At 65.9% G+C, this 22,386-nt stretch carries 18 protein-coding genes and 1 pseudogene; 12 read left to right on the forward strand and 7 right to left on the reverse strand.

Annotated features, from left to right (window positions below; translation table 11 throughout):
• A pseudogene (locus A3CW_RS48635) lies at window positions 1-303 on the reverse strand (sulfonate ABC transporter permease); the annotation flags it as partial.
• 765 nt (window positions 304-1,068) lie between these two features.
• Between A3CW_RS48635 and A3CW_RS0135130 the strand changes: the two are divergent.
• The gene (locus A3CW_RS0135130) at window positions 1,069-2,748 is read left to right on the forward strand and encodes a GGDEF domain-containing protein (RefSeq protein WP_028207710.1); all 1,680 of its coding nucleotides are present in this window, start codon (window positions 1,069-1,071) and stop codon (window positions 2,746-2,748) included.
• Between the two features lie 177 nt (window positions 2,749-2,925).
• On the forward strand, window positions 2,926-3,192 hold the full coding sequence (locus tag A3CW_RS0135135; RefSeq protein ID WP_028207711.1) for a double-stranded DNA-specific endonuclease: 267 nt from the start codon (window positions 2,926-2,928) through the stop codon (window positions 3,190-3,192).
• A gap of 166 nt (window positions 3,193-3,358) precedes the next feature.
• Here A3CW_RS0135135 and A3CW_RS0135140 read toward each other — a convergent pair whose 3' ends face one another.
• Window positions 3,359-4,675, reverse strand: coding sequence for an ATP-binding protein (locus A3CW_RS0135140; protein ID WP_028207712.1), 1,317 nt, complete (start codon window positions 4,673-4,675; stop codon window positions 3,359-3,361).
• A complete protein-coding gene (locus A3CW_RS0135145; protein WP_028207713.1) occupies window positions 4,659-5,390 on the reverse strand; it encodes a response regulator in 732 nt (243 codons plus the stop codon). Before A3CW_RS0135145 ends, A3CW_RS0135140 begins: the two co-directional genes overlap by 17 nt.
• Window positions 5,391-5,623: 233 nt before the next feature.
• Here A3CW_RS0135145 and A3CW_RS0135150 point away from each other — a divergent pair, with 233 nt between their 5' ends.
• Window positions 5,624-6,193, forward strand: coding sequence for a periplasmic heavy metal sensor (locus tag A3CW_RS0135150; RefSeq protein ID WP_028207714.1), 570 nt, complete (start codon window positions 5,624-5,626; stop codon window positions 6,191-6,193).
• A gap of 142 nt (window positions 6,194-6,335) precedes the next feature.
• On the opposite strand, the gene A3CW_RS0135155 is transcribed toward A3CW_RS0135150, so the two are convergent.
• Complete coding sequence (locus A3CW_RS0135155) at window positions 6,336-7,034, reverse strand: pirin family protein (RefSeq protein ID WP_028207715.1); 699 nt, start codon at window positions 7,032-7,034, stop codon at window positions 6,336-6,338.
• Between the two features lie 434 nt (window positions 7,035-7,468).
• Between A3CW_RS0135155 and A3CW_RS0135160 the strand changes: the two genes are divergently transcribed.
• The 5 genes from A3CW_RS0135160 to A3CW_RS0135180 all read left to right on the forward strand — a co-directional run bounded on the left by A3CW_RS0135160 (window position 7,469) and on the right by A3CW_RS0135180 (window position 12,500).
• Window positions 7,469-8,245, forward strand: a complete 777-nt coding sequence (locus A3CW_RS0135160; protein ID WP_028207716.1) for an ABC transporter substrate-binding protein — start codon at window positions 7,469-7,471, stop codon at window positions 8,243-8,245.
• Window positions 8,246-8,503: 258 nt separating this feature from the next.
• On the forward strand, window positions 8,504-9,193 hold the full coding sequence (locus A3CW_RS0135165) for an ABC transporter permease (RefSeq protein WP_028207717.1): 690 nt from the start codon (window positions 8,504-8,506) through the stop codon (window positions 9,191-9,193).
• A gap of 19 nt (window positions 9,194-9,212) precedes the next feature.
• Entirely contained in the window at window positions 9,213-9,935 is a 723-nt protein-coding gene (locus A3CW_RS0135170) for an ABC transporter permease (protein WP_028207718.1), read from the forward strand.
• 30 nt (window positions 9,936-9,965) lie between these two features.
• On the forward strand, window positions 9,966-10,748 hold the full coding sequence (locus A3CW_RS0135175) for an ABC transporter ATP-binding protein (RefSeq protein WP_028207719.1): 783 nt from the start codon (window positions 9,966-9,968) through the stop codon (window positions 10,746-10,748).
• Window positions 10,749-11,327: 579 nt separating this feature from the next.
• Entirely contained in the window at window positions 11,328-12,500 is a 1,173-nt protein-coding gene (locus tag A3CW_RS0135180) for a porin (RefSeq protein ID WP_028207720.1), read from the forward strand.
• Window positions 12,501-12,699: 199 nt separating this feature from the next.
• On the opposite strand, the gene A3CW_RS0135185 is transcribed toward A3CW_RS0135180, so the two are convergent.
• Both A3CW_RS0135185 and A3CW_RS0135190 read right to left on the reverse strand, forming a co-directional pair.
• The gene (locus A3CW_RS0135185) at window positions 12,700-13,038 is read right to left on the reverse strand and encodes a P-II family nitrogen regulator (protein ID WP_028207721.1); all 339 of its coding nucleotides are present in this window, start codon (window positions 13,036-13,038) and stop codon (window positions 12,700-12,702) included.
• A 75-nt stretch (window positions 13,039-13,113) separates the two neighbouring features.
• On the reverse strand, window positions 13,114-15,225 hold the full coding sequence (locus A3CW_RS0135190) for an NAD(+) synthase (protein WP_028207722.1): 2,112 nt from the start codon (window positions 15,223-15,225) through the stop codon (window positions 13,114-13,116).
• Between the two features lie 218 nt (window positions 15,226-15,443).
• Between A3CW_RS0135190 and A3CW_RS0135195 the strand changes: the two genes are divergently transcribed.
• From A3CW_RS0135195 to A3CW_RS48640, 3 genes are all read left to right on the forward strand, one after another.
• The gene (locus tag A3CW_RS0135195) at window positions 15,444-16,616 is read left to right on the forward strand and encodes a GNAT family N-acetyltransferase (protein ID WP_028207723.1); all 1,173 of its coding nucleotides are present in this window, start codon (window positions 15,444-15,446) and stop codon (window positions 16,614-16,616) included.
• A gap of 82 nt (window positions 16,617-16,698) precedes the next feature.
• On the forward strand, window positions 16,699-17,019 hold the full coding sequence (locus A3CW_RS0135200; RefSeq protein ID WP_028207724.1) for a GIY-YIG nuclease family protein: 321 nt from the start codon (window positions 16,699-16,701) through the stop codon (window positions 17,017-17,019).
• A 159-nt stretch (window positions 17,020-17,178) separates the two neighbouring features.
• Window positions 17,179-20,019, forward strand: coding sequence for an EAL domain-containing protein (locus A3CW_RS48640; protein WP_081771959.1), 2,841 nt, complete (start codon window positions 17,179-17,181; stop codon window positions 20,017-20,019).
• Between the two features lie 71 nt (window positions 20,020-20,090).
• On the opposite strand, the gene ppa is transcribed toward A3CW_RS48640, so the two are convergent.
• On the reverse strand, window positions 20,091-20,618 hold the full coding sequence (ppa, locus tag A3CW_RS0135210) for an inorganic diphosphatase (protein WP_028207725.1): 528 nt from the start codon (window positions 20,616-20,618) through the stop codon (window positions 20,091-20,093).
• Between the two features lie 308 nt (window positions 20,619-20,926).
• On the opposite strand from ppa, the gene A3CW_RS0135215 reads away from it, so the two are divergent.
• Complete coding sequence (locus A3CW_RS0135215; protein ID WP_028207726.1) at window positions 20,927-22,366, forward strand: aldehyde dehydrogenase family protein; 1,440 nt, start codon at window positions 20,927-20,929, stop codon at window positions 22,364-22,366.
• The last annotated feature ends 20 nt before the right edge of the window (window positions 22,367-22,386 follow it).

Genomic DNA, 22,386 nt, shown 5'->3' on the forward strand with positions numbered 1-22,386 from the left:
CTGGCCCGCGCGGCGGCTCTTCGCCGCGAGCGTGCCGTACACGAGCGTGAAGATCAGCGAAGCGACCATCGCCGCGAGCATGCGCAGCGTGGTGCGCATNGCGTACTCGGGCAGGTTCGCGGGATCGAGCGAGATGACCTGGGTCTTGAGCGTGGCGATGGGCGCCATGGTCTCGTGAAAGCCCACGGCCGCCATCGCGATCAGGCCGATCATCAGCGGGAACGCCACGAAGTCCCAGCGGTTCGGCAGCACGCGCCACGCCGAGGCGTTGGCCGTGCGGTTCAGGTTGAAGCTGAACTCCATTCAGACGCCCTCCGCGCCGGGTTTCAGAAAGGCGGACGACATAGCGTGCGTGCCGCAGGACAGGCGTTGCAGATACTGCGGGGATGGCGGATCGACAAAGGCAAGGCGCATGGACACAGAATTTCGTTGGCGTTGATGACACGGCGACGATGCCGCGGTGGTACGCACCGCCCGCGCCGCAGTTGCGGCTGACGATTGGCGACTGGGCTTGCCTCGACTGAAACGGCACGACACTACTACAACCTTCATGACACTCACAACCGCGTCCGGTACGCCGCGAAAACCAGACCACACGGGCTTTCGCAGCGCTTTCGCCGGCCTTCTGGAGAGCTTCCAGAGCGCGCCGCGAACGGCTTGTGCACGTCATCGTGATGACGCATCGATGACACCTTGATGACACAACGACGCCGCGTCTGACTCCACGCCTGCCTCATTCAGGCCGCCAGCGCCAGTGGGCGTCGCTTGCACGCCACACGCTGGCTCACGCGTGAACCCCGCGCACGAAACCGCTCTGTCCACACTTACGCCCCCTCCACTCCGCTCATCGCCGCATATCGCCGTGCTGACGGCATGCGGCTTGCATGTTAGCGATCCACGCTCGCGCCGCCGCCCGCTCGCGCCGCCTTGCAACGCCGCGCTGACGCTTCGAGAGCGGGCTCGCCAGCCCCGTTCGAGGGGTAAAATCGACACGCCCCGTCGGTGGCGCACCGACGCCCACGGGCGCCGATACCCACGCCTCAATACCACTCACGAACCAGAAGGCCGATGAACAGGAGACTCTTGCGTCAGGCAGCCGGACCCCTCGGGGTCGTGGTGGTCGCGCTCGTCTGCTGGGCGGCGGCCGACTGGCTCGCGGACCGCATGGTCCGCCAGGAGTTCGAGGCCGCGCTCGCCGCACAGCGCCAGATGATGCGCTCGGTCGTGGACAACATGGCCGAAGTGATCGCCAGCGACCTCGCCATGTCGCGCGCCATTCCGGCAACGATGGCAGAGACCCGCGTCGTCCAGCAGGCGCTTACCGAGGCCGCGCATTATGCCGCGTCGAGCGATTTGACGGAACTGGCGCGGCGCAAGGAGCTGCAAGGCGTGCCGGCGCTCGCCGGGGTCGACCGCTTTCTCCACGATGCCCAGGGCTTCTCCGGGCTCGATGCGATCTGGCTCGTCAACGCGAACGGCATCTGCATCGCCTCGAGCAATGCGCTCGAAAAAATCTCCTACGTCGGCGTGGACATGCGTCCGCGCGCGTATCTGAACGACACGCTGCTCGGGGCGTTCTCCGAAGCCTACGGCGTGGGCACGGCAAGCGGCGAGCCCGGCATTTTCGTCGCGGCGCCCGCCTATGACGACGGCCTGCTGGTCGGCGCCGTGGTCGCAAAGGTCAGCATCGCGCGGCTGCGCCACTGGGTGACCCACCCGGGCACCTTCGTCGCGGACAACAATGGCGTCATCATCATGGCCCACGACAGCGCGCTCGAAGGACGCGCCTTGCCGGGCTCGCACGTCGCCGAAATGAACGCGGTGGACCGCGTGAACACCTATCTGCGCGAGCGCTTCTCGCCGCTCGAGCTGGGCCCGGCATCGCAAACCGCATTGAGCGCAGCGCCGTGGATCCCGCGCGCCGACGCCGCGCAAATGATCGCGTCGCCGGGCCAACGCGCGCCAGCCCTCTACGAACAGCGCGGCGGCCTGAACTCCGGGCTCTCGGCGCATCTCGTGGATCCGGTCAATGCGTGGTCCGAGCTGATCGCGAACCATCAGCGCGACCGGCTTCTTATTTTCCTCACGCTCGCGGGCACGGCGGCGCTCGCGGCGGTGATCTCGGTCTCGTGGGTGCGCGAGCGGCGTCTTCACCATGCGAGCCGCGATCTCGCCGGGCAGCTGCAGGCCGCGAACGCCCTGCTCGCCGCCGAGGCGCGCCACGACGCGCTGACCGGCGCGCTCTCGCGGCGCTACTTCCTCGACCTGCTGCGCCGCGAGATCGACGCGGCCTACGCGGCAGGCAAACCGCTGTGCATGGCGATTGCCGACCTCGACTACTTCAAGCAGATCAACGACCGCTTCGGCCACCCGGCGGGCGACCGCGCGCTTCAGCATTTCGTGGAGACCTGCCGCGCGGAGCTGCGCGCCGACGACGCCGTCGGGCGCCTGGGCGGCGAGGAGTTCGGCATCCTGCTGCCCGCGACCTCGCTCGCCACGGGCCTTGCCGTGCTCGACCGCCTGCGCGAGCAGGTGAGCAAACGCATTTGCGCGGAACTGCCCGAGGAAGCAAGCGTGAGCGTGAGCATCGGCGTAACCGAACTTGCCGCCGCGCAGGATCAGCCCGAGCGTCTGATGAGCCGCGCCGACCTCGCGCTCTACATGGCGAAGGCGGCCGGGCGCGACCGTTGCGAGGCCATGACGGCCGAGGGCGTCGTGCCGCCGCGCGCCGCGGCGCCGACCTGGTGAGTGCGCAACGAGCTTGCGCAGTCGATCACACGAGGGATGCCCGTACGAGGCTGCGGGGCTCGCCCGGCTCAACCGGCGAGGCGCGGTATCATGGGATGAACGGTGCGCGCCAGTCCATACGGTGCGCATGACTCAAACGGCGCCACTTCGGTGTTCCGCACAAATCTGGAGGCATGCATGAAGGGAAATCTGGTCATTGTCTGCCGCGATCAGGATGCGCTCGCGTTCGACCAGTTGATGGTCGAGTACGGCGCGTTCCAGACGCGCCTGTCATCGACCGCGTGGTACCTGAAACTCGACGCCACGCCCGAGTTGATTCAGGAAGAGATTCTTGCCCGCCTCGGCAAGTACACCACGCACTACATCTTCGAGGCCGACACCGTGACCTACAACACGGTGGACAACGAGGCCGCCGCCGCGCTCGACACGCTCTTTACGGCCTGAGCGGCTGCGCCCAACCTGACCTGACTGAACCTGGCGTCGCTCTGGCGGCGCCTTCGGGCGAACGTCCGGCCAACCTCGTCAATACCAGCTCAGTACCAGGTCAAGCCCATCCGGCCATGTCCCACCTGTTCGGTGCGGGCTCCCGCCAAGGCAATTCCAACGCGATTTACCAGATCTGCGCCGCTTCGGTTACGGTGCGCTCCACCACGTCGAACGCAAACGTCATGCGCACCGCGAGCCCGCCGCTCTCGCCGTTGCCGATCGAGAGCTCGCCGCCCGCGCGGCGCACGAGCCGCTCGACGATCGCGAGGCCGAGGCCGCTGTGGCCGTTGCCGCCGCGCGCAGGGTCGAGGCGCACGAACGGCCGGCTCGCCTGCGTCAGATCCTGGTCGGGGATGCCCTTGCCGTGGTCGCGCACAGTGAGCGAGAAACCCGTCGGGCCGCGCTCGCTCTCGATCACGACGGGCGGTGCGCCGTACGCATGCGCGTTGTCGAGCAGGTTCGAGACCACGCGCTCGAGCGTGGCCGCGGGCAGACGAAACTCCGGACCCGCGCGCAGATGCGTTTCGATCGCAATCGCCTCGCCGCTCGCCGTGCGGTGGTTGCGCGCGATGCGCTCGCACTGGTCGTCGACCTCGACGGGCTCGCTGCGATCGGCGCCGTCGTGCGCGAACACAAGGAACTGGTCGACGATGTGCGCCATCGACTCGACGTCGCGCACCACGCCGTCGCGCACCTTTTGCTCGTCCATCATTTCGGCGCGCAGGCGCAGCCGGGCAAGCGGCGTCTTGAGATCGTGCGCAACGCCCGCCAGCATGACGGCGCGGTCTTTCTCGGTGCGCTCGACTTCCCTGACCATCTGGTTGAAACCCAGCGTGAGCTGACGCAGCTCGCGCGGCCCGCGCTCGGGCACGGGCGGCACGGGCTCGCCGCGGCCAAAGCGCCCGACGGCCTGCGCGAGCGCGCTCAGCGGCTGTTGCAGCATCCACGCGGCCACGAGCGCAGCGATCACGGCGGTGGCGAAAATGGTGATGACCCAGGGCAGAAACTTGTCGAGCGGCCGCATGATGCGCAGCGGCTGGCCCGGCAGGACGATCCAGCGGGCGTCCTGCGGTCCGCGCACCCAAAGCGTGGGCGGACCGCCGGGCGGCCCGACGCGCACGTCGGTGCCGGGCGGCATGCGATCGCGCACGTCGTCGATGAAACGGCGCAGCGGTTCGGGCATGCGTTCGGTGACCGGCGGCACGGCGGGACTCGCCGGATCGACGAGTTGCACGCGCGAAGGCAGCGGCTGGTCGGGCTCGCGCTCGACGTGCTGGCGCACCGCGTCGACAAGGAAGGTCGCTTCCTCGACGGCGTAGCGCGTTTGCATCTGATTGTGTTCGACGCGCATGAGCGTGAACCAGGCGACGTGCGACACCAGCAGAACGCCGATGAAGATGACCGCGAGGCGCCCGAACAGCGAATCAACCGGCCGGCGCATGGTTGCCCTGCTCTCCGTCGGGAACGAACACGTAGCCGCGCCCGCGCACGGTCTGAATGAAGCGCGGCGTGGACGGGTCGCTTTCGAGAATACGCCGCAGACGCCACACCTGCACGTCGATGCCGCGGTCGGTGCCGTCGTACTCGGGACCGTGCAGCAGTTCCAGCAGGCGCTCGCGCGTCAGCGTGCGCATGGGGTGGTTCACGAAAATCTTCAGGAGCGCGAACTCGCTGCCCGACAGCATGATGGGCTTGCCTTCCTGCTGCAACGTGCGCGACTGGAAGTCGAGCGTGAAGCGGCCGAACGCGTACGGTTCGCGCTGCTCGGGCGCCGCCGCCGAAGGCACCGTGCGGCGCCGGCGCAGCACCGCCTGCACGCGCGCGAGCAGTTCGCGCGGGTTGAACGGCTTGCCGAGATAGTCGTCCGCGCCGAGTTCGAGGCCGACGATGCGGTCCACGTCGTCCGCGCGCGCCGTGAGCATGATGACGGGGATGTCGTCGCCGGCTGCGCGCAGCTTGCGCAGCGCGGTCAGGCCGTCTACGCCCGGCATCATCAGGTCGAGCACGATCAGGTCCGGGCGCTCGCGCTCGAGCCGCCGCTCCAGCGAGCCGGCGTCGTGCAGCACCGAGACTTCCATGCCCTGGCGCGCGAGATAGTCGCGCAGGAGGTCGCGTAGTTCGAGGTCGTCGTCGACGACAAGGATTTGAGTAGCCATGGGATGAAGTGTAACGCGCGCGCACGGGCCGTTTGCTTACAGCTCTTCCAGCTGGGTTACGAGGTGTTACCGCGAAAGGCGTGTGTAATGTCGCGTAATCTCGGCGGCCCGCCGCGTAACACGCGCCGCCTGCCCGGTCGATACGCTAGGGACACCGGTTGCGAGCGCCACCACTTTCCAGGGCGCCGCGCCAGACCGGATAAAACCCTCATGGATTTGTCAGGAGCATCACCATGTACAAGACGACTTCGCGCCTTCTCGCTATCGCCGCTGCCTCGCTCGCGCTCACCGTGGGCGCCACCGCCGCCAACGCCCAGACCCCGCCGCCCCCGGGCGGTCCCGGCATGATGCACGGCGGTCCGGGCATGCATGGCGGCCCCGGCATGCACGGCGACTTCATGCTCGGCTTCAAGAAGCTGCACGACAAGCTGAACCTGAACGCCGCGCAGGAAAAGCAATGGCAGGCCGCGCTCGACACGATGAAGCAGAACGGTCAGGCCATGCGCAAGAATCATGAACAGATGAAGCAGCAGTTCGATTCGATGAAGAACCAGCCGATCCTCGACCTGAACGCCATGCACACGGCGCACGAGCAGGTCGAGCAGCAGAACCAGCAGCTGCGCGAGCAAACCACGCAAGCGTGGCTCGCCTTCTATAACGGCCTGAACGACCAGCAGAAGACGACCGTGAGCACCGCGATCAAGGAGCGCTTCGCGAAGATGGAGCAGCGCCACGAGCAGATGCGTGAGCGCTGGGAGCAGCACCACAAGGGCGGCGCTTCGGCACCGGCCGCGCAGCAGTAATCGCGCCGTTCACGCGCCGCCTCGCTGCGGCGCGCCGATACACAATCGCGCTCAAACGCGCGACAAAGCGCCGCGGGATTCGCACCCCGCGGCGCTTTTTTCATGGCGCGGACGGTTGCCGGCCTTGCCGCCGCTCAAAGGGTCAGGCGAGATCGAACAGCAGCACTTCGGCCGCTGTGCCCCTCGCGAGCGTGACGCCCGCCTCGGCCTCGATCATCGCGGCATCGCCGGCTTCGAGGCGCTGGCCGTTCACGTCCAGCGCGCCGCGCGCGACATGCAGATAGACGCGCCGCCCGGCGGGCACCGCATACTCGACGCGCTCCTCGCCGTCGACGAGGGCCGCGTAGATCGAAGCATCCGACTGCACGGTCACCGAGCCGTCGCGCCCGTCGGGCGAAGCGACGAGGCGCAGCCGCCCGCGCTTGTCGGCGTCGTCGAAACGCTTTTCCTCGTAGCCTGGCGCCCCGCCCCGCTCGCGCGGCAGCAGCCAGATCTGCAGCAGGTGCGCTTCCTCTTCCTTCGAGCCATTGAACTCGCTGTGCATCACGCCCGTGCCGGCGCTCATGCGCTGCACGTCGCCGGGGCGGATGGTCGAGCCGTTGCCCATGCTGTCGCGGTGTGCGAGTGCGCCGGAAAGCACATAGGTCACGATCTCCATGTCGCGGTGGCTGTGCGCGCCGAAGCCCTGGCCGCCCGCGATACGGTCGTCGTTGAGCACCCGCAGCGCACCATAGTGCATGTGCGCTTCGTCGAAATAGTCGGCAAACGAAAAACTGTGGTACGAGTCGAGCCAGCCGTGGTTGGCGTGGCCGCGTTCGTCGGCGCGTCGGATAGTCAGCATGGCAATCTCCGGTCAATCATGTCGATATCAGAAGGTAAGGGCGGCGGCCCGCTTGCACAATCCGCAGCGGCGCACCGCATCGTTTCGCCAGCAACATCAATGGGCTGCGCTGCCAGCGTCGCCCTGCGTCAGACCCGCACGGCCTCCGGCTTCGGGTAAAATACCGCGCTTTTCGGCCAGCGCGAGCCTGATGGCCCGGGATGAACACTCCGTGGCGGCTACCCCGCCCCGCCAGCGCGCGCTGCCACCGGGGCCGGAGCGCGTCGCGCTTTCCGACCCGCATTTTTGATCGCCTAGAATGGCGGCCAACGGCCACGAGCCGGTCCGCCTTGCGTCGGCCGCGCGCCCCTTACCGCGCCGCGCCACCCGTATCAGTCGTGCATGGGACGGAGTCAGTGCTAAAAAAGCACTCGCTCCGGCTCGACAGGAGAATGATGAAGAAGTTTGCAGTGTGCGTGGCGCTCGCCCTGATCGCGGGCAGCGCCGCCGCCAAAGAGTGGAAAACCGTGCGCATCGGCGTGGACGCCAGCTATGCGCCGTTCGAATCCAAAGCGCCGAACGGACAGATCGTCGGCTTCGATGTCGACCTCACGAAAGCCCTGTGCGCGCGCATGAACGTGAAGTGCGTCTGGGTCGAGAACGACCTCGACGGCATTATTCCCGCGCTCAAGGCCCGCAAGTTCGACGCGATCGTGTCGTCGCTGACCATCACGCCGCAGCGCGCCCAGCAGATCGACTACTCCGCGAAGATGTTCGATGCGCCCGCACGCATGCTCGCGCGCACGGGCTCGCCGCTTCTGCCCACGCCGGCTTCGCTCAAGGGCAAGAACGTGGGCGTCGAGCAGGGCTCGACCCAGGAAGCGTACGCAAAGGCGCACTGGGCGCCGCAGGGCGTGAACGTGATCTCGTACCAGAATCAGGATCAGGTCTACCAGGATCTGTTAGCCGGGCGCCTCGACGCCACGCTGCAAGACGAGGTCCAGGCGGATTTCGGCTTCCTGAAAACGCCGCGCGGCAAAGGCTTCGCGTGGGCGGGCCCGGAAGTGGAAGACCCGGCGACGATCGGCGACGGCACCGCGATCGGCCTGCGCAAGGATGACGCCGAACTCAAGACGAAGTTCAACACGGCGCTGGCCGCGATTCATGCCGACGGCACGTTCGACAAGATCGCGAAGCAGTACTTCGACTTCGATATCTACAAAGGCAAGTGAACGGGAAAGCACACGCAGGTAAATAAACAACGAGACACCACCGCTCGCGCCTCGCGCCACGACACATCAAAAGCCCCGGGGGCTCCCCGATAGACCGCCACCGGGCTTCGTATACAGTCACAGGCGCGCTCACGAGCGCAATCGCATCGGCCGCGCGCGAATATGCTAAAAACCGCGCGGCCATGAACGGATTTGAACCGCGGCAGACAAGCGCCGCGCCTTTCGCGGTGTGAGAAGCGCACCGTCAAGGACTTGCCCATGTTTCTTCAAGGCTACGGCCCGCTGATCCTCGCCGGCACCTGGCAGACCGTCAAGCTCGCCGTGCTGTCGCTCGCGCTCTCGTTCGTGCTCGGGCTGATCGGCGCGGCGGCCAAGCTCTCCAAAAACCGCGTCGCGCACGGCGCGGGCACGCTCTACACCACGCTCATTCGCGGCGTGCCCGATCTCGTGCTCATGCTGCTGCTCTTCTACAGCATCCAGATCTGGCTGAACAACCTCACCGACATGCTCGGCTGGGATCAGATCGACATCGATCCGTTCCTCGCGGGCGTGGTCGTGCTCGGCTTCATCTACGGCGCGTACTTCACCGAGACGTTCCGCGGCGCGTTCCTCGCCGTGCCACGCGGCCAGCTCGAAGCGGGCCACGCCTACGGCATGACGGGCTGGCAGGTGTTCACGCGCATCATGTTCCCGCAGATGATGCGCTTCGCGCTGCCCGGCATCGGCAACAACTGGCAGGTGCTCGTGAAGTCCACGGCGCTCGTCTCGATCATCGGCCTCGCCGACGTCGTGAAGGCCAGCCAGGACGCCGGCAAGGGCACGCTGCGGTTCTTCTTCTTCACGCTGCTCGCCGGCGCGATCTATCTCGTCATCACCACGGTCTCCAACTTCGTGCTGATGTATCTCGACAAGCGCTACTCCACCGGTGTGCGCAAGGCGGATCTCTGAATCGCGCGAGGCCAAGACCATGCAAGACTTCGTCCAACTGATCCAGCAATACTGGCGCAACTATCTCTTCTCCGACGGCTACCATTTCAGCGGCGTGGCCATCACGCTGTGGCTGCTCGTCATCTCGATCGGGCTCGGCTTCTGCCTCTCGGTGCCGCTCGCCGTGGCCCGCGTGTCGAAGAAGAAGTGGCTCGCCGCGCTCGTGTGGCTCTACACGTACATCTTCCGCGGCACGCCGCTCTACGTGCAGCTGCTGCTGTGCTACACGGGCCTCTACAGCCTCGAGATCGTGCGCAACCACGAACTGACGAGCGCGTTCTTCAGAAGCGGCATGAACTGCACGCTGCTGGCGTTCACGCTCAACACCTGCGCGTACACGACCGAAATCTTCGCGGGCGCGATCAAGGCCACGCCCTATGGCGAGATCGAGGCCGCACGCGCTTATGGCATGTCGCAATTCACGCTGTACCGGCGCGTGATCCTGCCTTCGGCGCTGCGCCGCGCCCTGCCGTACTACAGCAACGAAGTCATTCTGATGCTGCACGCAACGACCGTGGCCTTCACGGCCACCGTGCCGGACATCCTGAAGATCGCGCGCGACGTGAACTCGGCGACGTATCAGTCGTTCGGCGCGTTCGGCATCGCCGCGCTGTTGTACCTGATCATTTCTTTCACGCTCGTGTGGCTGTTCCGCCGCGCGGAGCGCCGCTGGCTCGCATACCTGCGACCGCAAGGCAAGTGAGCCCGCGAGGGCGTGTTTAAAGGTCAATTGATGAATTCCCAGAAGCAGAAGCTGTTCGTCGACTCCATCCACAAGAAGTACGGCGACAACGAAGTCCTCAAGGGCGTGTCCCTGAAAGCCAATGCCGGCGACGTGATCAGCGTGATCGGCTCGTCCGGATCGGGCAAGAGCACGATGCTGCGTTGCATCAACTTCCTCGAGCAGCCCAACGCCGGGCGCATCGTGGTGGATGGCGAGGAAGTCGCCACGCGCGCGGACAAGCGCACGGGCGCACTTCACCCCGCGGACGCGAAGCAGCTCCAGCGCGTGCGCACCAAGCTCGCCATGGTGTTCCAGCACTTCAACCTGTGGTCGCACATGTCGGTGCTCGAGAACGTGATCGAGGCGCCCGTGCACGTGCTGGGCTTGTCGCGCAAGGAAGCCGAAGATCGCGCGCGCACCTATCTGGAGAAGGTCGGTCTCGCGCCGCGCGTGGAGAAGCAATACCCCTCGCACCTCTCGGGCGGTCAGCAGCAGCGTGTGGCGATTGCCCGCGCGCTCGCCATGCACCCCGACGTCATGCTGTTCGACGAGCCCACTTCGGCGCTCGACCCCGAGCTCGTGGGCGAAGTGCTCAAGGTCATGCAGAAGCTCGCCGAGGAAGGCCGCACGATGATCGTGGTCACACACGAAATGGGTTTCGCGCGCAACGTTTCGAACCACGTCATGTTCCTGCACAAGGGGCTCGTGGAAGAGGAAGGCCAGCCGGCCGATGTCTTCGCCAATCCGAAGAGCGAGCGCCTGCGCCAGTTCCTTTCGGGCAGCCTCAAGTAAGACGACTCGCAGGGTCGCCGCCTTTCGGCGATGTAGTAAAAGTAGTTTTACAAGGCGCTTACAGCGCCTTTTCTTTTTGGATCTTTCACCCTCGAAAAGCGGGCTGTTTATGTCTAAAAACGGCGTTTTTCGCATTACTCCTTGTGAAATCTCCCGTCAATAGTGGCAATCCTGAACTCAGCCATTCGATTGACGTGAGTCCCTTGTCCCGCAAGGTTTTCGATCTGTTTGTAGTACCTCTCTGACCACCATCCAGGAAGACCATATTGCAATTTGACGACATCCCGGGGTGCGAGCACGAATTAGTTCGCCAGCGCGGACCTTTTTTGCTAAATTAGTAACCAAAGTAGCAAAACAAAGTTCATTAAAAGTAGTTTCACTTCAAAAAGAACGGGAGATGCCAGTCAACCAGGGGACCTGCATGACGACCCAGCCTGGGTCATGCAGCGGCACCAGCCCGTACGCCGGTCCTCGGGGTAATTCTCCCTTACGCGACGATTTCTGTTCGCAGCGCCGCCAAGCGCACGGACGTCTTTCGCAGTACTAAGGTTGACTCTTTGACAGGGTATGGAGGAGAAGATGAAGAAAGCTTTGCTCGCCGCAGCATTGATGTCGGCTGGCGTGATCGCGCATGCACAAAGCAGCGTCACGCTCTACGGCCGCCTGGACATGGGTGTGGCGTATATGAACGGCATTGGTGCCGGTGGCACCTCGACGACTCCGGCCACGCACGGCTCGAGCCAGGTTCAGCTCGAAAGCGGCTACTGGGGCACCAGCCTCTGGGGCATGAAGGGCGTTGAGGACATCGGTGGCGGCAACAAGGTTCTGTTCCACCTGGAAGGCAGCTTCAGCACCGCGAACGGCTCGCTCGGCTCGGCCGGCTCGCTCTGGAATCGCTGGGCGACTATCGGAGTCGCGAACGACCAGTTCGGTACGCTGCTCGCTGGCCGCATGCTGTTCATCTCCAACGGCATTTGGGACTTCGACCCGTTCGGTCAGTCGAACTGGTCGTCGGCTTCGATGGTCCGTGGCCGCAACTGGCCGCAATCGAGCAACAACATTTCGTACCAGTCGCCGAACTGGATGGGCTTCGACGTGTACGGCCAGTACGCGTTCTCGAACGCGACGAACTGGAACGGCAACGGCTCGACGAGCCAGGGTCGCGAAGCCGGCCTGCAGCTCACCTACACGAGCTCGCTGTTCCAGATCCGCGGTCTGTATGACGAAATCCGCAATCCGGACAACGGCCAACTGGGCGGCGTGTACAACGCGCTCAACGGCGCCAATGCTCCTGTCGGCGCTACGCAGGCAAACGGCAACGGCGTGTTCGCGTACTCGCGTGACTACATGGCCATGTTCAACCTGTTCCTCGGCGCATTCAAGGTTCAGGGCGGCTATGAAGCCATCCGTTCGTCGGGCATGAACCCGGGCATCATCGGCCAGCCGACCACGCTTGACCACGAATGGGGCGGTGTGACGTGGCAAATGACGCCGGCTGCAGCGCTGATCGCCGCGGTCTACCACGTCAATGCGAACAACGGCGGCGGCAACGCCACGCTGTACACGGTTGGTGGTTCGTACAACCTGTCCAAGCGCACGCTGCTCGACATCCAGGCAGGCACGGTGCAGAACAGCAAGACGGCCAACTTCGGCCTGAACGCCAACAACTTCGGTACGACGGCAGCCACCGGCAACCCGGTCCCGGGCCACAGCCAGGTTGGCGTGTACGCAGGTATCCAGCACTCGTTCTAATTTGAAGCGAGTGTAGAAAGAACAGCTACATCGACGTTTTCACGCTGCTGCGAGAGGCGCGTATCGGTGCGATGTCCGAAAGGGTATCGCACCGTTTTTTATGCTGGGGACGGGCCGCGCAGGCGGCGCCGTCCCCTTTTCTATTGGTGCATCAGGTGCTTCGTGTACTTCGGGGGCCGGCCGTGCAACGCGGGCGGCCTCAAACCGCCGCTTCGTTTTCCTCGCCCGTGCGGATGCGGATCACGCGCTCCACGTCGGTCACGAAGATCTTGCCGTCGCCGATCTTGCCGGTGCGCGCCGCGCCGATGATCGCGTCGATCACCTGGTCGGCCTGGTCGCTCGCGACCACCACCTCGATCTTCACTTTCGGCAGGAAGTCGACCACGTATTCGGCGCCGCGGTAGAGCTCCGTGTGGCCCTTCTGGCGGCCGAAGCCCTTGACCTCGGTGACGGTCAGGCCCGTGAGGCCCACTTCGGCGAGCGCCTCGCGCACTTCGTCGAGCTTGAACGGTTTGATCACGGCAGTAATACGTTTCATGGCGAACCTCGTCTCGTTATCGGATTTGTCGGAAATTTCGGAACCTATCGGGATTCTACGCTGTGCAGCCGAGGCTCACGCCGAGGGCTTGCCCGCAGGCGCCGCGCTCGCCCTGCCCGCTTCATCGGGCACGCGCTCCAGATCGGCGAGCCAGACCACCGATTCCGAATCGCTTGGCGCGCGCCAGTCGCCGCGCGGCGACAGTGAGCCGCCCGAGCCGACCTTCGGCGCATTCGGAATGCAGGTGCGCTTGAACTGGCTCTGGCGGAAGAAGCGGTCGAGGAAAATGCGCAGATTGCGCTTGATCGACGCGAGATCGTACTGATTGCGCGCGACCTTCGCGTTCTCGGGCCACGCGCCCGCTTCGCGGTCACCCCACGCGTGGCGCGCGAGGAACGCGACCTTCGAAGGCGCGAAGCCAAAGCGCAGCGTGTAGTAGAGGTTGAAGTCCTGCAGCTCGTAGGGGCCGATCGTGCTCTCGGTTTTCTGCTCGGGCGCGCCATCGGACTTGCCGGGGATCAGCTCCGGGCTGATGTCGGTCGCGAGAATCGCTTCGAGGACGTCGCGGCCGCTCTCCCCGTTCTGGCCAATCTGGCCCGTTTCGGCCACCCAGCGCACGAGGTGCGTGATGAGCGTTTTCGGCACGCTCGCATTCACGTTGTAGTGCGACATGTGATCGCCCACCCCGTATGTGCACCAGCCGAGCGCAAGCTCGGAGAGATCGCCCGTGCCGATCACGATCGCGTGATTGAAGTTGGCGAGGCGGAACAGGTGATTCGTGCGCTCGCCGGCCTGCACGTTTTCGAAAGTGATGTCGTAGCTTTCCTTGCCTTCCGAGTACGGATGGCCGAGGTCTTCGAGCATCTGCATGCAGCTCTGGCGAATGTCGATTTCGCGCGCCGTGCAGCCCACGAGCGCCATCAGTTCGCGCGCCTGGCGCAGCGTGCGCTCGCTCGTGGCGAACCCCGGCATGGTGTACGCGAGGATGTTCGCGCGCGGCAGCCCGAGGCGATCCATCGCCTTCGCGCAGACGAGCAGCGCATGCGTGGAGTCGAGCCCGCCCGAGACGCCAATCACCACCTTCTTGATGCCCGCCTGCGAAAGCCGCTGCACGAGCGCCTGCACCTGGATGTTGTAGACCTCGTTGCAGCGCTCGTCGCGCCGCTTCGGATCGGCCGGCACGTAGGGGAAGCGCTCCACGCGGCGCGTGAGCGCGAGCGTTTCGCGCTGCCATGCGCCCTCGCCCGCCAGCTCGCACGAAATCACGCGAAACTTCGCGACTTCATCGGCGTGGCGGCGGATCGAATCGCCGAACGTGGTCTGGCGGATGCGCTCCTGCTGCAGCCGCGCGAGATCGACATCGGCGAAAATGAGGTGCGAGTCGTCGGAGAAGCGCTCCGACTGTGCGAGCAGCTCGCCGTTTTCGCACACGAGCGCGTGGCCGTCCCAGGCCATGTCGGTGGTCGATTCGCCCTTGCCCGCCGAGGTGTACAGATACGCGGCGAGACAGCGCGCCGACTGTTGCGACACCAGCTGCTGCCGGTAGCCCGCCTTGCCCACCACGACGTTCGATGCAGAAAGATTGACGAGCACCGAAGCGCCCGCGAGCGCCGCGAACGACGACGGCGGGATCGGCACCCAGACGTCCTCGCAGATCTCCACGTGAAAACGCAGACCCGCGACCTGCGGCACCTCGAACAGCAGGGACGCGCCGAACGGCACGTCCGCGCCGGCGAGGCGCACTGTGTCGGTGCTCGCGCTTTCGGCGGCGCTGAACTGGCGCGGCTCGTAGAATTCGCCGTAGTTCGGCAGGAAGCTCTTTGGCACGACGCCCGCCACACGCCCGCCCGCCACGACCGCCGCGCAATTGAAAAGCGAATGCCCCGCGCGCACCGGCAGCCCCACGATCATCACGAGCGGCAGCGCCGCCGACGCTTCCACGATCTGCGCGAGCGCGCGCTCGCAGGCGTCGAGCAACGCTTGCTGATGGAACAGGTCGTCGCAGGTATAGGCCGAAAGCCCAAGCTCGGGGAACGCGACGAGCGCCGCGCCCTGCGCGGCGGCCGCGCGCGCGAGCGCGAGCGTCTCGCTGGCGTTGAATGCGGGATCGGCCACACGGCAGCGCGGCACGCCCACGGCCACGCGCGCAAAGCCGTGCGTATAGAGATTGAAGAAGCGCTCTTTCATTTCGATAACCTTGAGGCGGGCGCGCTGCGCACGAAAGCGCACGCTCTGACGTTCGGGCTGCTTGATGCCGCTTTGAAACCGCTCGATGCTGCCTGGCTCACGCCGCTGCACGAAGCGCGGCGGTCCTCACCCGCTCGGGACGTTTGCTTTACCATGACCGTTTGCCGCGGCAGGCGCTGCTGAAACACCCAAGCCGCATCCCACGCCAACGGGCACGCATGAAACAGGAACATTTCGATTATCGCACGGGCATCCTCGGCTCACTGTCCGAGGTCGACGCCGCCGAATGGAACGCGCTGCTCGCACGCCAGGCGCAGCCTACGCCCTTTTTGCGCCACGAATTCCTCGCGGCGCTCGACGCCACGCGCTGTACCACGCCGAACGAGGGCTGGGCCGCGCAATTCGTCACGCTCACCGACACGCGCACGGGCCGCCTCGCCGCCGCCGCGCCCGTGTATCTCAAGGGCCACTCATACGGCGAGTACGTGTTCGACTGGGCCTGGGCCGACGCATACAAGCGCAACGGCCTCGAGTACTACCCGAAGCTCCTGTGCGCCGTGCCGTTCACGCCGGTCCAGGGCACGCGCCTGATCGCCGCCGACGCAACCGCGCGCCGCCATCTGGCCGCGACGCTGCTCGCCTTCGCCGAGCAGGCCGACGTCTCGTCGCTGCACGTGCTCTTCCCGACCGCCGAAGACGCCGAGGCGCTGACCGGCCTCGGCATGATGCAGCGCGAAGGCGTGCAGTTTCACTGGCTCAACGACGGCTATCGCGACTTCGACGATTTCCTCTCGACTCTCGAACAGAAGAAGCGCAAGAACATCCGCGCCGAACGGCGCAAGGTGCACGAGGCGGGGGTGACGATGCGGCGCGTGCGCGGCGAGGACATCAGCGACACCGAATGGCGCTTTTTCAGCCGCTGCTACCGGCAAACCTACCGCGAGCATTTCTCTTCGCCGTACCTGAATCTCGACTTCTTCCGCATGATCGGCGAAACGATGCCGGAGAATCTGCTGCTCGTGATCGCCGAGCGCGAAGGCAAGCCGATCGCGAGTTCGCTCGTGGTCTGGCAGCGCGGTGAGAACGGTCGAGGCGGCACGCTCTATGGCCGCTACTGGGGCGCGCTCGAACACGTGCCCTGCCTGCACTTCGAGACCGCGTATTATCAGCCGCTCGAATTCTGCATCGAGGAAAAGCTCGACGTCTTCGAAGGCGGCGCGCAAGGCGAACACAAGATGGCGCGCGGTTTCCTGCCCACCGCCACGCGCTCGGCGCACTGGCTTGCCCATCCTGCGTTCTCCGATGCCGTCGCGCGCTTTCTCGAAAGCGAGACGAACCACATTCACGCCTACATGCACGAGCTCAATGAGCGCAATCCTTTTCGCGCGTGATTCGAGCGTGACTCGACCGTAAAACTCGCGCGGTGCGTGCCCTGAGACACGCTCGCCCATAACGATCATCGCTTCCAGAACTATGCCGTGGTTCCTCTACATGCTCGAATGCGCCGACGGCAGCGTCTACACGGGCATCGCCATTGACGTCGCCGCCCGCTTCGCCCAGCACGCGAGCGGCACGGGCGCGCGTTACACGCGCTCGCGCAAGCCGGTACAGGTACTCGCGCAATTCGAGTTCGCCGACCGGGCGCGCGCCTCGAGCGCCGAGTACTGGGTCAAGCGCCTGACCCCGCGCGAAAAGCGCGCGCTCGCGGCCGGCGTGCGCACGCTCGAATCGGTCCTGCCCCCGCCACCCCCACCGGCCCCGGAAACCGCCCCGGAAACCGCAGCGCCAGAATGAGCAAACGTCTCGCCAAACGAGCGTTTGCTCTTTTCATCGAACGCGTCGACTAAAGCCTAAAGCCGCCGCAGCCCTCGCCGTTATTCACCACAAGACGCCGGTCTTAGCCCCCGGCGTGCGCTCTCATTTCACCTTGCAAGCCGAAGGAACCGGTGAAGCATGAAGAGACCCATTAAAACGGAGACGAGCCGGCTTGCCCCCGGTTGGCACGGATTGCGGCGCACGACCGCGGTCCTGCTGCCGCTATGGCTGCTCGCTGCCGTCATGGCGGTGATCGCCGCGGTCAGCCTCGCGATCATGTCGATCCTGCTTGCGTATGTGGCGGGGGAAAGCAGCTGGTCGAAAGGCCAGAAGGACGCGGTTCACGCGCTGGAGCGCTACGCGCGCACCGGCGACGAGGCGGACTACCGCACGTTCCTCGCCGGCATTGCCGTGCCGCTCGGCGACCGCGCGGCCAGGCTGGAGATGAACCGCGCGCAGCCGGACACCGCAGCAATCCGGCACGGCTTCGAACTGGGCCGCATCGCGCCCGCCGACATCGACGGCATGACCTGGGGCTACCGCACGCTCAAGAACACGCCATGGATGCGCCCGGCCGTGGCGTTCTGGGACATCGGCGACCGCTATATTCTGCGTCTTGCCGATACCGGCGAACGCCTGCACGCGCTCGTGCAGGCGGGCAAACTGCACGCGCCCGAATCCGCCAGCCTCGTGCACGAGCTGCGCGAGATCGACAGCCAGCTCGCGCCTGTCGAAAGCGGCTTCTCCCGCTCGCTCGACGACGCGGCGCGCGCCACACGCTCGCTCCTCACGCTCGCGCTCGCCGCCTCCGCAATCGTGCTGCTCGGCGTGTTCTCGCAATTCATCCGCCGCGCGCTCGCGCGCAGCGACCGCCTCGAAGCCGAAGTGCGCAAGAACGAGGAGCGCCTCACGCTAGGCTTTGAAGGCATCAACGCCGGACTCTGGGACTGGGAGGTCGGCAGCCGGCAATGCTACTTCTCGAACTGGCTCTACGAGCAGCTCGGCTACGACGTGGGCACGCGCTTTGAAAGCGACACGGGCCTCACCCAGCTCGTCCACCCGGATGACCTCACGCTCGTGCGCCACGCGCTGCGCCAACACCTTGCGCGCGCAACGACTTTCGACGTGGAGTTTCGTCTGCGCACGCTCGCGGGCAGCTACTGCTGGTGTCGCGCGCGCGGCCAGGCGGTGCGCGACGCGCGCGGACGCGCCGTGCGCATGGTCGGTTGCCTGTTCGACATTTCCGAGCTGAGGACTGCCGAAGCGACGGCCTATACCGAACGCGAACTGGCGGAGGTCACACTGGCCTCGATCGGCGAAGCCGTGATCCGCACCGACGAGCACGCACGCGTGACCTACTGCAACGCGGTGGCCGAACGCATGCTCGGCCGCGCCGTCGCCGAGATGCTCGCGCAGCCGTTCGACGCGATCTGCGACCTGCGCAACGACGCGCACGAACCACAGCGCTTCGACATCCTGATGAATTCACAGGCGACAGGGAACGCAGGCGGCGCGAGTCTGCACGTAACGCGTCCGAACGGCTCGCGCCTCGCCGTCGACTACTCGGTGTCGAAGCTGCGCGACGCGCAACGCCGCGTGATCGGCACCGTCATCGTGCTCTACGACGTGAGCGCACTGCGCGAGCATGCCGCCCGCCTCGCCTACCAGGCGACCCACGACGAGCTGACCGACATCTACAACCGCCGCGAGTTCGAGCGGCGCCTCGCCGCGTTGCTCGACGACAGCGCGAGCGCACCACCCGGACAGCCTGGTCACGCGGTCATGTTTCTCGACCTCGACCAGTTCAAGGTCGTCAACGACACCTGCGGCCACTCGACCGGTGACGAGCTGATCCGCCAGGTCTGCCGCGTACTCAAAAGCGAGTTGCGCGGCGAGGACATCATTGCGCGCCTGGGCGGCGACGAATTCGGCGTCGTGCTGCCGCACTGCACGGTGGCGCACGCGTCGCTGCTCGCGGAGAACCTGCGTGCGGGCATTGCCGCGATCCGCTTCACGGGCGCGGGGCGCATCGTGCAGACGAGCGTGAGTATCGGCCTCGTCGGCGACGCGGCGGGGCTCGTTTCCGTGAAGGAGGTGATGAAGGCCGCGGACGTCGCGTGCTACATGGCGAAGAAGAAAGGCCGCAACCGCGTGCACCGCTTTCGCTATGACGACGAGGAACTCTCGCAAACGCACGCGCAGATGGCGTGGGTCTCCGACATCAAGGCGGCGCTCGAAAACGGCCAGTTCTGTCTCTTCGGCCAGAAGATTCTCTCGCTCGCACCGGCGTCGGCGGCCGACGACACGCACGTCGAACTGCTGTTGCGCATGCAGTCCGCCTCAGGCGCGCTCGTCGAGCCTTCCGCGTTCATCGGCGCGGCCGAGCGCTTCGACCTCATGCCGGCCATCGACCGCTGGGTAATCGCGAGCGCATTCGCAATGATTGCCGAAGGCACGCACGATTACGGCACCTGGTCGATCAACCTCTCGGGCGCCTCGCTCGGCGACGAGCAGCTCGCCGACTATATCGAGGATCAACAGCGCATCTGGTCGATCCCGTTCGAGCGCGTGTGCTTCGAGATCACCGAAACCGCCGCGATCACGAACCTGAACGAGGCGATCGCCCTCATCGAACGCCTGCGCGCGCAGGGCTGCCGCTTCGCGCTCGACGACTTCGGCGCGGGCATGTCGTCGTTCAACTACCTCAAGCATCTGCACGTCGATTATCTGAAGATCGACGGCAGCTTCATACGCGGCATCATCGACAGTCCGCTGGACCAGGCCATCGTGCGATCGATCAACCAGGTCGCGCACGCGGCGGGCAAGCTGACGATCGCCGAGTGCGTGGAGGACGCCGCCATCGTGGACTGGATGATCGCGATGGGCGTGGACTACGCGCAGGGCTACGGCGTGGGCAGGCCCGCGCGGCTCGACATCCTGCGCGGGCCCGAGCTGCGCGACGTCGCCGAAGTGGGTTGATCGAGCGCCCATGAAAAAACCGCACGGCCTTGACAGGCACGTGCGGTTTTCGATCGACCCTGCAGCGCGATTTACTTCTTGAAGTTCGCGACGCCTTCGGTGATTTCCTTGTGGGCGGCTTCGATGCCGACCCAGCCTTCGACCTTGACCCACTTGCCCTTTTCGAGCGCCTTGTAGTTCTCGAAGAAGTGCTTGATCTGGTCCTTCAGGTACTCGGGCACATCGTCGAGCGACTTGAGGTTGGCCGTCATCGGGCAGACCTTGTCGTGCGGGACTGCGATCAGCTTCGCGTCGACGCCCGACTCGTCGGTCATCTGCAGCATGCCGAGCGCGCGCGAGCGCACAACCGAGCCTGCCAGCAGCGGGAACGGCGTGATCACGAGCACGTCGACCGGGTCGCCGTCGCCGGAGAGCGTCTGCGGAATGAAGCCGTAGTTCACGGGATAGCGCATACCCGTGCCGACGAAACGGTCGACGACGAGCAGGCCCAGGTCCTTGTCGGCTTCGTATTTCACCGGATCGCTTTGCGCGGGAATCTCGATGATCACGTTGAAGTCTTGCGGCAGATCCTTGCCGGCGGGGACATTTGCAAAGCTCATGAGCGCTCTCTGTTGAGAAGGGAAAAAATCGACGGCTCGCGCGGAAAAACGGCGCGGAACCGAACGTCGCGGACGTTGGAGGATGGACGCCATTATAGCCAATCGGCCAGGGCGGCCGGCAGTTCGGCCCAGGGCTTTCCCGCACGCAGATGAAGTGTCTGCTGAATTCCTGCGCGTGGCGCCCGCAATTGGCGCGATAATCGACCTGCCGGCGCGGCCTTCCATCGGGCGATCCGAGGCACGCTTCGGCGACGTTTCCCGTTTTGCGTTTCCCTCCCTCGTTTCACCCCCATTTACGAGGCGCATGCATGGAAGAAGCGAAGCACTTCATCGGCGGCGAATGGCAATCGCCCGCCAGCGGCGAGACGCTCGCCGCGATCGATCCCTCCACCGGCCAGCCCTTCGCGCAGCTCGCGCGCGGCAATGCCACCGACATCGACTCGGCCGTCACCGCCGCACGCAAAGCCTACGAGGGCGCCTGGGGCGCACTGAGCGCCACTGAGCGCGGGCGAGTGCTGTTCGCACTCTCGGGCCTCGTCGGCCAGCACAAGGAAGCACTCGCGCAGCTCGAAGCGCGCGACACCGGCAAGCCGCTCACTCAGGCGCGCGCCGACGCCGCTGCGCTCGCGCGCTATTTCGAGTTCTACGCAGGCGCCGCCGACAAGCTGCACGGCGAAACGCTGCCCTACCAGGCCGGCTACACGGTGCTCACGGTGCGCGAGCCGCACGGCGTGACGGGCCACATCGTGCCCTGGAACTACCCGATGCAGATCTTCGGCCGCAGCGTGGGCGCGGCGCTCGCCACCGGCAACGCGTGCGTGGTGAAGCCCGCCGAGGACGCCTGCGTGTCGCTGCTGCGCGTGGCCGAACTCGCGCGCGAAGCCGGTCTGCCCGCCGGCGCGCTCAACATCGTCACCGGGCTCGGGCATGAGGCGGGCGCGGCGCTCGCGGGGCATCCGGGTATCGACCACATCTCGTTCACGGGCTCGCCGCAAACGGGCAAGCTCGTCGCGCAGATGGCCGCCGAACACCACGTGCCCGTCACGCTCGAACTGGGCGGCAAGTCGCCGCAAATTGTCTTCGCCGATGCCGATTTCGACGCCGCGCTGCCCGTGCTCGTCGCCGCGATCGTGCAGAACGCGGGGCAGACCTGTTCGGCGGGCAGCCGCGTGCTGATCGAGCGCGGCGCCTATGAGCCGCTCATCGACCGGCTCGCCGCGTCGTTTGGCAAGTTGCGCGTGGGCCCGGCCAGTGCCGATCTCGACTGCGGCCCGCTCATCAACGAGAAGCAGCGCCAGCGCGTGCGCGGCTTTCTCGACGAAGCGGCCGCGAGCCGCATCGCCACGGCGGCGAGCGGCCGGCTCGAAGCCGATGCGCCCAGCGGCGGCTTCTACGAAGTCCCGACGCTCCTGCGCGACGTGCCGCCGCAAAGCCGCCTCGCTCAGGAGGAAGTGTTCGGCCCGGTGCTCGCGGCCATGCCCTTCGAGAGCGAGGAAGAAGCGCTCGCGCTCGCCAACGGCACGCCTTATGGCCTCGTCGCCAGCATCTGGACGCGCGACGGCGCGCGCCAGATGCGTCTCGCCCGGCGCGTGCGCGCGGGCCAGGTGTTCGTCAACAACTACGGCGCGGGCGGCGGCGTCGAATTGCCGTTCGGCGGCACGCGGCACTCGGGACACGGGCGCGAAAAAGGCTTCGAAGCGCTCTATGGCTTCACGGTGCTCAAGACCATCGCGATCCGGCACGGCTGAATCATGTCGATAAACATGAA

The sequence above is a fragment of the Paraburkholderia nodosa DSM 21604 genome (assembly GCF_000519185.1).
Classification (GTDB): Bacteria; Pseudomonadota; Gammaproteobacteria; order Burkholderiales; family Burkholderiaceae; genus Paraburkholderia; species Paraburkholderia nodosa.

What these genes read in the sequence shown, in the direction of transcription:
- A3CW_RS0135130 (WP_028207710.1), top strand. Translation starts at nt 1,069, where the DNA reads ATGAACAGGAGACTCTTGCGTCAGGCAGCCGGACCCCTCGGGGTCGTG.
- A3CW_RS0135135 (WP_028207711.1), top strand. Translation starts at nt 2,926, where the DNA reads ATGAAGGGAAATCTGGTCATTGTCTGCCGCGATCAGGATGCGCTCGCG.
- A3CW_RS0135140 (WP_028207712.1), bottom strand. Translation starts at nt 4,675, where the DNA reads ATGCGCCGGCCGGTTGATTCGCTGTTCGGGCGCCTCGCGGTCATCTTC.
- A3CW_RS0135145 (WP_028207713.1), bottom strand. Translation starts at nt 5,390, where the DNA reads ATGGCTACTCAAATCCTTGTCGTCGACGACGACCTCGAACTACGCGAC.
- A3CW_RS0135150 (WP_028207714.1), top strand. Translation starts at nt 5,624, where the DNA reads ATGTACAAGACGACTTCGCGCCTTCTCGCTATCGCCGCTGCCTCGCTC.
- A3CW_RS0135155 (WP_028207715.1), bottom strand. Translation starts at nt 7,034, where the DNA reads ATGCTGACTATCCGACGCGCCGACGAACGCGGCCACGCCAACCACGGC.
- A3CW_RS0135160 (WP_028207716.1), top strand. Translation starts at nt 7,469, where the DNA reads ATGAAGAAGTTTGCAGTGTGCGTGGCGCTCGCCCTGATCGCGGGCAGC.
- A3CW_RS0135165 (WP_028207717.1), top strand. Translation starts at nt 8,504, where the DNA reads ATGTTTCTTCAAGGCTACGGCCCGCTGATCCTCGCCGGCACCTGGCAG.
- A3CW_RS0135170 (WP_028207718.1), top strand. Translation starts at nt 9,213, where the DNA reads ATGCAAGACTTCGTCCAACTGATCCAGCAATACTGGCGCAACTATCTC.
- A3CW_RS0135175 (WP_028207719.1), top strand. Translation starts at nt 9,966, where the DNA reads ATGAATTCCCAGAAGCAGAAGCTGTTCGTCGACTCCATCCACAAGAAG.
- A3CW_RS0135180 (WP_028207720.1), top strand. Translation starts at nt 11,328, where the DNA reads ATGAAGAAAGCTTTGCTCGCCGCAGCATTGATGTCGGCTGGCGTGATC.
- A3CW_RS0135185 (WP_028207721.1), bottom strand. Translation starts at nt 13,038, where the DNA reads ATGAAACGTATTACTGCCGTGATCAAACCGTTCAAGCTCGACGAAGTG.
- A3CW_RS0135190 (WP_028207722.1), bottom strand. Translation starts at nt 15,225, where the DNA reads ATGAAAGAGCGCTTCTTCAATCTCTATACGCACGGCTTTGCGCGCGTG.
- A3CW_RS0135195 (WP_028207723.1), top strand. Translation starts at nt 15,444, where the DNA reads ATGAAACAGGAACATTTCGATTATCGCACGGGCATCCTCGGCTCACTG.
- A3CW_RS0135200 (WP_028207724.1), top strand. Translation starts at nt 16,699, where the DNA reads ATGCCGTGGTTCCTCTACATGCTCGAATGCGCCGACGGCAGCGTCTAC.
- A3CW_RS48640 (WP_081771959.1), top strand. Translation starts at nt 17,179, where the DNA reads ATGAAGAGACCCATTAAAACGGAGACGAGCCGGCTTGCCCCCGGTTGG.
- ppa (WP_028207725.1), bottom strand. Translation starts at nt 20,618, where the DNA reads ATGAGCTTTGCAAATGTCCCCGCCGGCAAGGATCTGCCGCAAGACTTC.
- A3CW_RS0135215 (WP_028207726.1), top strand. Translation starts at nt 20,927, where the DNA reads ATGGAAGAAGCGAAGCACTTCATCGGCGGCGAATGGCAATCGCCCGCC.